Source organism: Amycolatopsis vastitatis, assembly GCF_002234595.1.
GTDB lineage: Bacteria > Actinomycetota > Actinomycetes > Mycobacteriales > Pseudonocardiaceae > Amycolatopsis > Amycolatopsis vastitatis.
Genome location: NZ_NMUL01000047.1, coordinates 17,063 through 30,415, shown reverse-complemented (window position 1 = coordinate 30,415; position 13,353 = coordinate 17,063). Strand labels below are relative to the sequence as shown.

At 67.6% G+C, this 13,353-nt stretch carries 9 protein-coding genes; 7 read left to right on the top strand and 2 right to left on the bottom strand.

Annotated features, from left to right (window positions below; translation table 11 throughout):
- Positions 1-14 precede the first annotated feature (14 nt).
- On the bottom strand, positions 15-194 hold the full coding sequence (locus CF165_RS38430) for a hypothetical protein (protein ID WP_093952516.1): 180 nt from the start codon (positions 192-194) through the stop codon (positions 15-17).
- A 732-nt stretch (positions 195-926) separates the two neighbouring features.
- On the opposite strand from CF165_RS38430, the gene CF165_RS38420 reads away from it, so the two are divergent.
- From CF165_RS38420 to CF165_RS50520, 5 genes are all read left to right on the top strand, one after another.
- Entirely contained in the window at positions 927-2,381 is a 1,455-nt protein-coding gene (locus tag CF165_RS38420) for a serine/threonine-protein kinase (protein WP_093952515.1), read from the top strand.
- Between the two features lie 271 nt (positions 2,382-2,652).
- Complete coding sequence (locus CF165_RS38415; protein ID WP_143268747.1) at positions 2,653-2,934, top strand: LexA family transcriptional regulator; 282 nt, start codon at positions 2,653-2,655, stop codon at positions 2,932-2,934.
- Positions 2,935-3,481: 547 nt separating this feature from the next.
- The gene (locus CF165_RS38410; RefSeq protein ID WP_093952513.1) at positions 3,482-4,300 is read left to right on the top strand and encodes an SAM-dependent methyltransferase; all 819 of its coding nucleotides are present in this window, start codon (positions 3,482-3,484) and stop codon (positions 4,298-4,300) included.
- Positions 4,301-4,543: 243 nt separating this feature from the next.
- Positions 4,544-5,194: a hypothetical protein gene (locus tag CF165_RS38405; RefSeq protein ID WP_143268745.1), complete on the top strand. Its 651-nt coding sequence runs from the start codon at positions 4,544-4,546 to the stop codon at positions 5,192-5,194.
- A 455-nt stretch (positions 5,195-5,649) separates the two neighbouring features.
- A complete protein-coding gene (locus tag CF165_RS50520) occupies positions 5,650-6,276 on the top strand; it encodes a hypothetical protein (protein ID WP_143268744.1) in 627 nt (208 codons plus the stop codon).
- Between the two features lie 223 nt (positions 6,277-6,499).
- On the opposite strand, the gene CF165_RS38400 is transcribed toward CF165_RS50520, so the two are convergent.
- A complete protein-coding gene (locus CF165_RS38400) occupies positions 6,500-6,976 on the bottom strand; it encodes a transposase (protein ID WP_158226877.1) in 477 nt (158 codons plus the stop codon).
- Between the two features lie 926 nt (positions 6,977-7,902).
- Between CF165_RS38400 and CF165_RS38395 the strand changes: the two genes are divergently transcribed.
- Positions 7,903-8,622, top strand: coding sequence for a hypothetical protein (locus tag CF165_RS38395; protein ID WP_093952510.1), 720 nt, complete (start codon positions 7,903-7,905; stop codon positions 8,620-8,622).
- On the top strand, positions 8,612-12,778 hold the full coding sequence (locus tag CF165_RS38390; protein WP_143268742.1) for a caspase family protein: 4,167 nt from the start codon (positions 8,612-8,614) through the stop codon (positions 12,776-12,778). The genes CF165_RS38395 and CF165_RS38390 overlap by 11 nt, the downstream gene beginning before the upstream one ends.
- Positions 12,779-13,353 lie beyond the last annotated feature (575 nt).

Here is a 13,353-nt window from a genome sequence, read left to right as displayed (position 1 = left end):
CAGCTGACCTGCTGTTAGGTGGGGGTGATCTCACCGCCGGCGCCGAGCCCGGACCAGCCTTGGTGGCAGGCGGGTGCGGGCAGGGTGAGGCTGTTGATCCAGGGCACCCAGGCGACCTGGTGGGCGATGTCGGAGCGCCCGATGTGCAGCCGCATCCCGGTGAACAGCCGGTGCTGCGCCGCGGCGAACTGCACCGGGTCGACCCGGGCGACCCGGGAACAGCGGGATCGGCTCGCTCACCCACCCCGTATGGCCGCCGGAGGCTGGGAGGTGGAGAGTTGTCTCGGGAGGGAAGTCACGGGCGGACGCGGTTCTGTTGGAAGTCGTAACACACCAGACCGTGCTCCTGTGCCAGCCCGGCGACGTAGGCAGACACTTCCCCCACCCTCTCATCGCCGAACCTGATGTTGATGTGAAGCACCGGGCCGCTCGCGTCTCCGGTCCCGCCGGTGGCCCACGGAGAGTCCTCGGTGTCTTCGAGGTCCCCCAGCGCCGCACGAGAGCCTCGATGAAACGTGCGATCTTCGGAGTCGCCGGTACCTCGTCTTCCTCCAGGTAGCGCTCAGCGAGCTCCGCGAAAATCTCACTGGCTTCGTCGTCACCGTCCGGCCGTTGGCCTTCCCAGACCGCCAAGTCGTAACTCATGGACAGATCATGGCACCCAGGACTGACATTCCATTTCCAGATCCCCCCTCGCACATGCCTGCTCACCGAAGACGCACGAACCAACCTCAAACACGTCAGTGGTCTTGACGACCTGTGGTGACAGGGCACCCGCTCCCGGTTGACAAACTGTGAGGCTCCAGCCGACCCGAACGTCCTCGGACGGCACGACCTCGCGATACCCTGCCGCGCGGATCCGGTGTAACGCCCGGACTCGGGGCACACGACTTCCCGGTGTCCGGGTGCCTGGCGGAGGGAAACGCGTGAGCTGGCAGTTCGGGCCGTACCGCGTCGAGTCGCTGATCGCCCGCGGCGGCATGGGCGAGGTCCTGCGCGCCTACGACACGCGCCACGACCGCGTCGTGGCGCTGAAGCTGCTCGCGCCGGAGTTCGGCACCGACCGCGAGTTCCAGGAGCGGTTCCGGCGGGAGGCGCACGCGGTGGCGCGGCTACGCGAGCCGCACGTGATCCCGATCCACGCCTACGGCGAGATCGACGGCCGCCTCTACCTAGACATGCGCTTGGTCGAAGGCGACGACCTCGGCACCCGGCTGGCCGCGGGCGGCGCACTGGCCCCCGCCGAGGCAGTCGACGTCGTCGCGCAGGTCGCCCAGGCCCTCGCCGCCGCGCACGCGGAAGGCCTGGTGCACCGGGACGTCAAGCCGTCGAACGTGCTCGTCGGCGCGACCGGATTCGCCTACCTCGTGGACTTCGGCATCGCCCGCGCAGCCGGGCCCGGCACGGAACTCACCGCGACCGGCGCCGCCGTCGGCACGCTCGACTACATGGCTCCGGAGCGCTTCACCGACGCGCCCACCGACCACCGCGTCGACGTCTATTCGCTGGCCTGCGTCCTGCACCAGTGCCTGACCGGCAGCAAACCGTTCGCGGCGACGACGGCCGCGTCGCTGATCGGCGCCCACCTGCACCAGCCACCGCCCCGGCCGGGCGACCTGCGGCCCGGCCTGCCCGCGGCGTTCGACGCCGTCATCGCGCAGGGCATGGCGAAGGATCCCGCGGCGCGGTTCGGCAGTGTCACGGAACTGGCAGACGCCGCCCGGGCCGCGCTCGGCGGCACGATCCCGGTCCACGCCACCGCTCCCCCGACGCGCCAGGCCACCCGAGTCGCGCCCGTGACCGGAGGGCGGCGGGCTTCGAAGGCGCCTTGGCTGGTCGCCGCGGTCGCGCTGCTCGCTCTGGTGGCCGTCGCCGGGTGGTTCACGATCCTGAAGCCCTCCTCGCAGGCCGGAACGACGACGGCCGGCACGACACCGCCCTCGACGTCGTCAACACCGTCGACCACGCCACTGTCGACCACGCCGCCGGTGACGGCCCCGCCGGTCACGACCACCCAGATGACCATCCGGACGTCCGTGGCCACCAGCGTCTCCGCCGGCGCCGACCTCAGGCTCGCGACCGCGATGAGCACCCCCGCGTGCGACGGGTCCTTCATCGTGATCCTCGGCTCCGCCGTCACCCCGGCCCGCTACCGCGCCGACGTCCAGCGGGTCCTCGACGCCCACCCCGGCGCGGCCTACCTGCACGCGCCGACCACCGGCTGCGGCTCGCTGCGGCAGCAGCTGAACGGCACCGACATCTACGCCGTCTACAGTGGACCGTTCGCCACCAGGGATTCCGCGTGCGCGCGGCGCAGCGGGGACGCCTACGTCAAGCGGCTCGACAACACGACTCCGCCGACACAGGCGATCACCTGCTGAGCCCGTCCCAGACGGACGAGGTTCGGAAGTCGGACGAGACAGGGTCGAGCTGACCGCGCAGGCGTCGCGGACCGAATGGCCCTCGCCGGGATTTCTGCTGTGTCGACCTACACTGCACGGCGCGAACAGCGCCGATGGGTCCTTGCTGTGCGCCTCGTGCGGAAAGGTCGCGTACTCCTCGAAGCAAGCTGCTGACCGGCGTCTTCGGCCGGGGCTGCGTGGGCTGGTCCCGATCCGTAGCTACTACTGCCAGGCGGGCCGCGCGTGGCACGTGACCAGTAAGCCTGACCTCGAGCTTCCGGTCCTCATCGGCCTTTCCGTTCGGTCGATCGCTGAGACCATCGTTGAGGAGATCAGCCGCCAGGGAGCTGGTCTGCCGTTCCCCGACCGTCGCGCGCTGGCGACGCTGACCGGTTACAGCAAGCACACCGCGCAAAACCTCACGCGAAAGCTCGCCGCGCAAGGCTGGCTTCGGGTAGACCCGGGAAACGGCCGCTACCTGACCGTGGTCCCGACAGTCCCGTTTGATCCCACCCTCCTGCCCTGGGAATAGCCGCCGCTCAGACGGCCGCTGGCGGCGCCGGCACCTGCTGTCCTGAGCAACCCCATCGCGGGCAGACGCGCGAATCGGCTGTCACAGACCCGGAGGCAAGGCGGGGCGTGCTCGCCGCCAGGCCGAACGCGGCTCGATGTCACCGCTCACAGAGAGACGTCTCTGGTCATACGGGCGTTACTGACCATCGGCCAACAGACCCTCCGGGCGAGTCTGCCTGCGCGCGCCCCGCGCGCCCCCGGCGACGATGCCGTGCCTACCTTCGGCCAGACAATGGCCGATCTGCTCGCGCTCGTCCTCCTCCATCAGCCGAGACAGGGTCGTTGCCCAGCCCGCCCGGCACCACCTCCACCGCCCACATCGCCCCGCACTTTCGCCGCCAGGCGCCGACCTGCCGGACGACCGTCCACTTGCCACCCGTGGGATCGGTGATCTTCACCCGGCACGATCGCACCGTGCCTCCGGCCGCTGCCTCGGCCAATGGTCGCGCCCGGCACCGGGCCGTGGTGAATACTCTGCGGGGCACCCCAGCACGGAGGAGGACGGCGTGGACCCCGACTACGCCTCGCAAGGCATCGACCTGGACCGGCCCAACGCCGCCCGCACCTACGACTGGGCACTCGGCGGCACCGCGAACTGGGCCATCGACCGGCAGTACGGCGAGCAGGCGCTCAAGGCCTACCCCCTGCTGCGCGAGGCGACCCGCGCGAACCGGGCGTTCCTCGGCCGCGCGGTGCGGCACTGCCTGGCCGAGGGCATCACGCAGTTCCTCGACCTCGGCTCCGGCGTCCCGACCATGCGCAACGTGCACGAGGTCGCCGACGAGGTCAACCCGCACAGCCGATGCGTGTACGTCGACATCGAGCCGGTCGCCGTCGCGCACGCGCGGCTGCTGCTGGAGAAGAACGGCGACCCGAACCGGCACGCCGTGCTGCACGCGAACCTGTGCGACGCCGACGAGGTCTGGGACGCCGCGTTCGCCACCGGCGTCCTGGATCCCGGCAAGCCGATCGGCCTGCTGACCGTCGCAGTGCTGCACTTCCTCCCAGACTCGACCGGCGTACGCGAAGCGGCGCAAACCTATCGCGAACTGCTGCCGTCCGGTTCCCGGTACGTGCTGTCGCACATCAGCCCGGCCGACGTCGACGAGATCGAGCAGGACCAGCTGAAGAACCTCGAAAAGGTCAGCAAACAGAGCAGCACCCCGGGCGTCCTGCGCAGCCGCGACGAGCTGATGGCCTTCTTCGGCACCCTCGAGCTCCTCGACCCCGGGCTGGTCCCGGTCGAGCAGTGGCGGCCCGACCCAACGGACGACCCGGACGTCGCTGTCCGGGCGGCGCTCGGCGGCGTCGCGCTGAAGCGGTAGATGCCCCGGACCGCGCGCCGCGTGGCGTCTGCACTGGTGAACTCCCGCTGTCCGACTCGCGCAGTTGCTCAACATCGAGCCGGGCGGGTCGCTGGCAAAGGGGCGCGCGGACCGATATTCCGACATCGACGCGGCACTCCGTGTCGCCGATGAGGTCACCTTGCCGATGGCGTGCGAGGCGGTTCTCGACGCCGCGGGTACCTTTTCGCTCCGGTCGGGGACTCCTTGCAGCAGAATTTCGGCGTGGCCCTGACGCCGGCGGAGCACGTGATCGACCAGTACGCCGACGGCAGGCAGGTCAGCCTCGTCGTGCTCGCGGCGGCGGACCGGCCGGGAGCACCTCCCGGGGCCCGACAGATCCGCGCCGCCGAGGTCATGCAGTTCCTCGACGACGACGCCGACGTCGTCGGGATCTTCCGTCCCAAGCATGTCTGGCTGTCCGACTACGAGCAGGACATCACTACCCCGGCCGAGCTCGCCGCCGTCCTCAACGCCGTGGCCCGCCGGTCCGGGATCCCCCTGAAGTACCTCGCCGTCGCTGCGGGAATCCCCCGAGCGCAGCTGTACAGCCTGACCGGGAACGAGCGCATGCCCCGCAACGCGGACCAGCTGATCAGCCCGCTCAGCGTCAGCGGCCTCACTACCGAAGACATCGAGCACGTCCTGCGTCGCTGGCGCCAGCTCCGCACGGGCGCGCTGGTGACCAGGCTGGCGGATGTGGGCGCCGAGGAAGCTGCGCCACTCGCGGCCGTGGCCACCGCAGAGCCCGACGCCCCGAGCACGGCCGAGGAGGACGCCGGAAGCGCGAAGCCGTCGATCGCGCGGACGTGGGCTCGTTTCCGAGCGCTGTTCGCCGGTGACCGGCCGCAGCAGCAGGGCCTGCCGCTGCCCTGACTCGGTCCGGACGGCCGGCGGAGCCACCAACCGGCGGGCGTGCGGCGCGGTATAAGCCGAGCCTCAGCGTCCCGCCGTCGACGTGCACGAGGTCGCCCCGGGGCCGCGCGTGGTCGTCCGGCCACGGTGGCCGTGTTCCAGTTGGCGCTGGCACGCCGCCGCCGAGGACCAAAGCTGGCAACTGCGGCGGTCAGCTCGACCCGACGGGTGTGCTCGTCGTCGAACACAGCTTCACCTCACCGCGGTCGGATCGAAATGCCGGCGCAGCCGCTCCATACTCGCCCGAACGAGCGCAGCGCCGGCACGACGAGAGCGTGGCGCCGCCTCCGAATGAATTTCTCGGACGTCTGCGGGTTGCAAATCGGGCTTCTTCAGGCTAACGCGTAACATATCGCGCTTATTGGGCGACTCTTGGAGCATCAAGCAGCACAAGCAGGCGAACTGGCAGGTGGCAGGTGACGACAGGCGGCTCCTCAGCGACCAACTTTTGGACACGCAACATCGCCCATCTGCTTGCTGCCGCAGCGCTGCTCGTTTCGGTAGCCGGCGTGATCTTAAGCTACCACACGTCACAGGAAGCCCTTGACATCGCAAATGACACAAAGAACAAAGCTGACGCCAGCACTGTCATAGGCGGCATCATTGAGCCCCCAAAACTATCCGATGGCTTGTGCTATCGGTTTCACGGATACCAGAAGAACCTGCCAGGCAGTTCATCCTTGTGGATCGCCGTCCACGCCATAGGCGACCCAGTCTTATACGTCGCTCGGGCTGATTCGAATTATCCACCTAGCGAGAGTGACCTGCAGGCCGCTCATCGGGTCGATTCCAACTCCCAACCGTGGGTAACGACAGTGCAACTTGGTGACGATACCCGCGCAGAAAACAGCCTGGACTATGCCATTGATCTCTTTTACGCCGACTCTGCACAAGCAAAGGAGTTGACCAAGTCCAGAGGACAGAAGCTCGACACACTCCCAGCAGGCGTGGAGTCCCATCATCTCGGCACGACGATCTCACTTTCCCATCCGCCACATGTCCAGGTGGCCAACTTCACATGCAGTATGAATAATGCTCGCTGACACTGCATCCCAGCTTCTTGCGCGCACCAGAACAAGGTCGATGCTCCACCGAGAAATCGATTTTGTCCAACGAGGTCCGATCCAACGGGTGCACGACGTCCTGCACGGGAACGCCCGACTCATCGGCCTCCGGTGTGCCCGGCGCTGCAGGGCCTCCCGGGCAGCCGTAATTCCCACCTGCCGCCGATGCTGCGGATGAGCGGGGGGTGTCCCTATTACGCTGCTATGTGGCGTCAAGGGTTGCCGGCGTGGTTGGTGTGTGGTGTTGCTGGAGGGTGCGGAAGAACTGGCGGGCGATGATCCGTTTGAGGCAGCGTTTGATCTCTCGGAGGGTCTTGCCCTCGGCCAGTCGGCGGGTGATGTAGGCGCGGGTCGCGGGGTCGATCCGGCTGCGGGTCAGCACGATGGTGTGCAGCGCCCGGTTGAGCTGACGATCGCCTCCTCGGTTGAGGCGGTGGCGGTTGGTCAGGCCTGAGGAGGCGGGGAACGGTGCGGCGCCGGCGAGGCTGGCGAACGCGGCTTCGGAGCGAAGCCTGCCGTGGTGGGACCAGCTGATCAGGATTTGTGCTGCGCTGAGGGCGCCGACGCCGGGCAGCTGCGCCAGCTCGGGGTGGACGTCGTCGACCAGGCGCGCGATGTCGCGTTCGAGCTCGTTCGCCTCGGTCTTGAGTGCTTGGATGCGGTGGGCGGTGGACCGCATCGCCCGGATGGTGGCGCGGTGCTCGAGGGACGGGCTGCTTATCAGGCCACTGGGTGGGCCAGGCCGGCCCGAACGGCGTGGGAGACGTGTCATAGGCAAGGCGCGTTCGGAAACGGCCAAGTTGTCAACGAGTCATCCCGCACCGCCGGGCCATCCTGACAGCGACCACCAGGCCGCCCGCGCAGTCTCACAGTGGTTGTCAAGCCGCAGCGGGGACGGGAGCTGGCTCGGGGTGGCTTGGGAATACCTGATCGTGGCGTTCGGCAGCAGGTCCTATACGCCAGTCGGCGTGACTGCGGTCGGCGCCTTTGTCATTCGGACGGCATGACAGCAGCAGCACCGGTTCTATACGCTCCTTTGGCGTGAATGTGGTCAGCACACGCGAATCCGTGCGTAACTGACTACCGGCCCAAGTTTCAATACGCCCTTCGGCGTTACTGCAGTCGACACGTCGAGACCGGACTGGCAGCTACCGTGGTTGCGGTCGGGCTTCTATACGCCCTTCGGCGTGACTGTGGTCGACACAACTTCACGGGCCGCGACATCCAGCAGAACTTCCGGTTTCTATACGCCTTTCGGCGTGACTGTGGTCGGCACACGACCCTCATCGTCTTCCGTCGTCCATCGGCCTGATCGTTTCTATACGCCCTTCGGCGTGACTGCGGTCGGCACCTACCCCGCTAGGCCGTTTGAGTGGTCGCGAGGAGCACCGGAACGGCCACAGTGTCGCATGCGATCGCTAGCCGTGGCGCACCCGTAGACTCGTGCGCTCGCGCGTTGGGAGGCGTCGTGGAGCGGATCGTGTGCGTGCACGGCATCGGACAGCCGGTCGCCGGCAAGCGGAAACTGCTTCGCGACCGGACACTTGCACTGCTGGCCCCACCCGGGCCGGCCACCGCGACGCGGCCACGGCCGAGGACATCGTGATGGGTTTCTACGGGGACCTTCTCCGCTCACCCGGCGAACGGTCGGCCGTCGGCGACCCAATATTCACCGCCGACGACATCGGCCCGGGCCTCGAGGTGCATCGGCTGCTCGCCTGGTGGCCGGATGCGGCGTGGGTGGATCGGAAGGTGGGGCCGCCGGAGACGTCGACGCTGGTCCGGGTGCTAGGCGCGGCGCAGACGGCTATACCGCAGCTGTCCGGTTCGCGCTTGTTCGGTGGCCTGGCTCAACGGGCGCTGGTGTTTGACCTCAAACAGTTCCGCCGCTACCAACAGGGTCCGCATCCGCGAGCAGAGGCTCGCACCGCGGTCGGCAAGCTGATCACCGCGGAGAGCCGGGTGGTGACAGAGCAAGCGGTCGGGTCGGTGATCGCCGACCAAGCGCTCGCTTCGATGCCGCACCACCAGGCCCGCGCACGGGTCATCTTCGATTCACCGCTCGGCATCGCCAATCTGATCTTCGACCGGCTCGCCCCGACTCCACGCGACCGGTCCGGGACGTGGCCTAGTTCCGACGACTTGGTAGGTATGAACGTAGCCGACCGCTCCGACGTCGCGCTTGAGAAATACGTCCGACCACGTTTCGGGCCTCGGGAGATCAACGACGTGGCCAACAACTGTGCTCCCGCCTACGCCCTCACCGCCTACCTCACCGACGAGCTCACCGGCGCAGCCATCGCGGGAGGCATGCATGCCGGCTGACTCGGACGGACCCCGACGCTACCTGGTTGCCACCGCAGTCGCGCACTACCCCAAGGCGCCGCAGTGGAACCGGCCCGGACTCATCGAGGCTTGCGAACAGATCGTCACCCTGTTCACCCGAGAGCTCGGCTATCAGCATGTCCGCTCCCTCGGCCTCGACCCGACCGGAGAGCAGCTGACCACGCAGCTGCGGGCGTTCTGCCGTGACGAGGCCCGACGCCCCGACGACATCGTCGCCGTTTACCTGGGCTGCCACGGTGAGGTTCTCGATGACGCCCACGAGCACATGCTGCTGACCGTGGACGCCGATCCCGACGACGTCGACGATGCGCTGCCAACCGTCGAACTGGCCCGCAAGATGCTCCGCGGGACGCGGATCCGGCGGGTGCTGCTGATGCTGGACACCTGCTACTCCAGCCACGGCGGCGACGAATTCACCGCCGCCGCCATCACGTCCATGACCCGTAAGTGGGGCGATACCCATGGATCGGGTCTTGCCGTCATCACCTCGGCCCAATCTTCTGAGCAAGCCGCAACTGGTGCGTTCCCGCGACTGCTGCGCGACGCCGTCGGCTCCCTGACCACCGCCGGAACCACTCCCGCGGTCCTACCACTCGACTCGATCGTCCGGGCAATGAACGCCGACAGCGACAAGCCCGGTCACCAGACGATCGGCTACAGCGTCGCCGGGCTGACCGGCGAAGTTCCACCGTTCCTTCCCAACCCGCGACACCGTCCGAGCATGACCAGGGTCGACCTGGCTTTCCAGCACGCCAGCGAATTCGAAGTTCACGAAGAACGCCGCGACACCGAACTGCGGAACCGGTTCCTAGTCCGGGCGATGGGCGGCAACAGCAGCGGCACCGGCGGCTGGTGGTTCGCCGGCCGCCACACCGCACTGCTGGACATCACCGCCTGGCTACACCACCCCGACCCGGCCCGACCGCTGCAGGTCGTCACCGGCAACCCGGGATCGGGCAAGACCGCCGTGCTGGGCCTGATCGCTGCCCTGACTGATCCCCAGCGCCGCGGCACAGTTCCCGTGCATTCCCTCGGACTTCCGGCAGCAGTCGTCCCGGCGCTCACCTCAGTGGACGTCGCGATCTATGCCCAGAGTCTGACTACCCACCATGTTCTCGCTGGTATCGCAACCGCCGCCCGCTTCCGCGCCGACACCCCCGTCCAGCTCCTGGAGGAGCTCGTCGACAGAGACGCGCCGCTGACCGTGCTCATCGACGCTCTCGACGAAGCGGCCGACCCCGACGACCTGACCCGCCACCTGCTACGCCCCCTCCTCGACCACGCCGCCGGGAAAATACGGCTGCTCGTCGGCACTCGAGACTTCCTCCTCGACCGTCTCGGCCACCGACGCGACACCGCAATCGACTTGGACGCCGACCGGTACGCCGACCTGCAGGCGCTCACCACTTACACCGCCACTTGCCTGCTCGAAGCCAGCCCCAACAGCCCCTACCGCAAAGAGAAGCCTGAACGGCTGCGCGCGGTCGCGGAAGCCGTCGCCGCAGCCGCTAGTCCCTCGTTTCTGGTCGCGCGGATCACCAGCGCGACACTCGCTGCCCGAGACCGAACCGTCGACCCGCAGGATTCAGGCTGGCGCCGGGCGCTTCCCCGGTTGCCTGGCGAGGCAATGCACCGCGACCTCGAAACACGCTTCAGTAAGAAGGCCAAGAAGGTCCGAGACTTGCTCCGCCCACTCGCGTTCGCCGAAGGGCAGGGTCTGCCGTGGGAGGACATCTGGGCCGCCGTTGCCTCGCGCGCTGCCGGAATTACCTACACTGACGACGATCTGCTCTGGCTTCGCAAACACGCAGGTTCCTATGTCGTCGAAGCTACCGAGGATGGCTGCTCCACTTACCGGCTCTACCACCAAGCTCTCGCCGACTACTTACGAAAGGGCGTCGATGCTGCCGCCCTCCATGGCGCCATCGCTGAGGTCCTGGCCTCCCGCGTCGCGCGTAGGCTCGACGGCCGTCTTGACTGGACGCGCGCCCACCCGTACACCTTGCGCCACCTCGCCACCCACGCCGCCCTCGCAGGCAGAATCGACGCGCTGCTCACCGACACCGACTACCTCGTGCACGCGGAACCAGACGCCCTCCTACCTGCGTTACACCAGACCACCACCGACACCGGCGCACTCACCGCCGCTGTCTACCGCTGCACCTCGCACATACACCGTCATCTGTCACCCTCGCGACGCCGCCAAGTCCTTGCTGCCGATGCCGCTCGCTTTCGAGCCTCGCGGCTCCAACAGGACCTGTCCGCGTCATTGACTTGGCGACCGCGCTGGGCAACGGGACAGCAAGCTGCTAGTACCCTCCTCACCGCCTTCACCGAACATGTCAGCGACGTGATGGCGGTGGCGTGCACTCACCTCGACGGCCGCGCCGTGGCCGTCACCGCTGACGAAGAAGCCGTACGAGTATGGGATCTCGCCACCGGCACTGGCGCCGGCACCGAGCTCATCACCTTGAGTGACCAAATGGGATGGGTGAGTGCGATGGCCTGTACCGTCCTCGCCGGCCGCCCCCACGTCGTTACGGCCGGCTCCGACGGCGTCGCTCGGGTCTGGGACATCGCCACCGGCGATGAAATCACCGCCTTCATCAAACACACCGGATGGGTGAACGACGTGGCCTGCACCCATCTTGAAGGCCGCGCCGTCGCCGTCACCGCTGACGAAGAAGCCGCACGAGTGTGGGACCTCGCCACCGGCACCGAACTCACCACCTTCACCGGGCACACCGGCCGGGTGAGGGCGGTAGCCTGCACCCACCTCAGCGGCCACCCGGTCGCCGTCACCACCAGCGATGACAACACGGCCCGAGTGTGGGACCTCGCCACCGGCACCGAACTCACCACCTTCACCAGCCACACCGGGTGGGTGAAGGCGGTGGCCTGCACCCACCTCGACGACCGGCTCATCGCCGTCACGACCGACGACGACACCGCACGTGCGTGGGACCTCGCCACCGGCACCGAACTCACCACCTTCACCGGGCATACCGGGTGGATCTATTCCGTGGCTTGTACACACCTCAACGCGCGCCCAGTTGCCGTCACCGTTGCTAATGACAACACGGCCCGAGTGTGGGACCTCGCCACCGGCACCGAACTCACCGCCTTCACCGAACACATCAGATCGGTGATGGCGGTGGCCTGCACCAACCTCGACGGACGCCCCGTCGTCGTCACCGCCAGCGGCAACATCGCACGAGTCTGGCAACTACCGATCGAAATCACGCGTTTGACCGCAGCAGCGGGTCATTCTGCTGCGGTTTTGGCCGGGGCATCCGGTGTGCTAGAAGGCTTGTCGGTGGTCGTCACCGCGGGCGAGGACGCGACCGCGCGAGTCTGGGATCTCAGCACCGGCACCGAACTCACCACCTTCACCAAGCACACAGGGTGGGTGAACGCCGTGGCCTGCACCCACCTCGACGGCCGTCCCGTCGCAGTCACCGCCGGCCGCGACGAATTCGTACGAGTCTGGGACCTCGCCACCGGCACCGAACTCACCACCATGCACACAGGGTCGGTGAACGCCGTGGCCTGCACCCACCTCGGCGGCCGCGCCATTGCCGTCACCACCGGCACCGACGCCGCAAGACTCTGGGACGTCGCCACCGGCACCGAACTCACCCAGCTCACCACATTCAGCCTCTACGCCGGGATGGACAATGCCGTGACCTGCACCCGCCTCGAGGGCCGCCCCGTCGCCGTCATCACCAACGGCGACGCCGCCCAGGTTTGGGATCTCGCCACGGGCACCAAACTCGCCACCTTCACCCACAAAAGCCGGGTTCGCGCTGTGGCCTGCACCCACCTCGACGGCCGGGCCATCGCCGTCACTACCGACAATGACACCGTCGCGCGGATCTGGGACCTCGCCACCGGCACCGAACTCACCAAACTCACCAAGGGCGTAAGAGCAGTGGCCTGCACCCACCTCGACGACCGCCCCATCGCCGTCACCGTCGGCTACTACGCCACGCGAGCCTGGGACCTTGCCACGGGAGACGAGGTTGCCGTCTTCGACTTCCAGCAAGTCGGCACTGTAGCAACTGGGCCAACTGGAGAACTCATCCTCGCATTAGGCTGGGACGTCATCGTCTTTCACCATGTTGCGAGCCACTGATACGGGTAAATGAAGGAAAGAGTATGACCAGCTCACGGGCGCCGCGATCGATGGAGGAATACGGGCGCAATGAAGAGATTCGTGGCATCGGCGACCTGACCACCGGACCTGACGGTGAACTTGTCATCGCAATGAGATGAAAAATTCGTCCTGACCGCAGGGGCGCTCACTGGCCCAATTGACGATCCGGAACTGCCGCTGTGGGATCCCCTTTCGCTTCAGCTGCGTCGTACATACCGAAGAGGGCAGGCCGAGACCCCCTGCGAGACAGCCACGGCGTGCGAGGACGCCCGGCTCGCCATACACCACCGGCTCACCCCGGCCGCGTCCACGTAACGCGGGGCCCTGCTGCGGTCGCCTACCCGTACCCCGGTCACGGCGAAACCGAGGGAACTCTGTGGGGTGATCCTGGAGTTTACGGCGCCGACCACCAGGTTCGCATCGGCCTGTCTCAGCTGCCCGCACGGTCCGGGCCTTCGATCGCAGAACCGCTGGGCCATCCGAGTGGTCGGCAGTCCGCGCCGGAACGGAACCAGCGTGACCGACGATCACTAGCCGTAGCCTGCGGTGAAACG

Excerpts from the sequence above, each read along its gene's own strand:
- CF165_RS38395 (WP_093952510.1), top strand. The coding sequence starts at position 7,903 with ATGGGTTTCTACGGGGACCTTCTCCGCTCACCCGGCGAACGGTCGGCC.
- CF165_RS38390 (WP_143268742.1), top strand. The coding sequence starts at position 8,612 with ATGCCGGCTGACTCGGACGGACCCCGACGCTACCTGGTTGCCACCGCA.
- CF165_RS38400 (WP_158226877.1), bottom strand. The coding sequence starts at position 6,976 with ATGCGGTCCACCGCCCACCGCATCCAAGCACTCAAGACCGAGGCGAAC.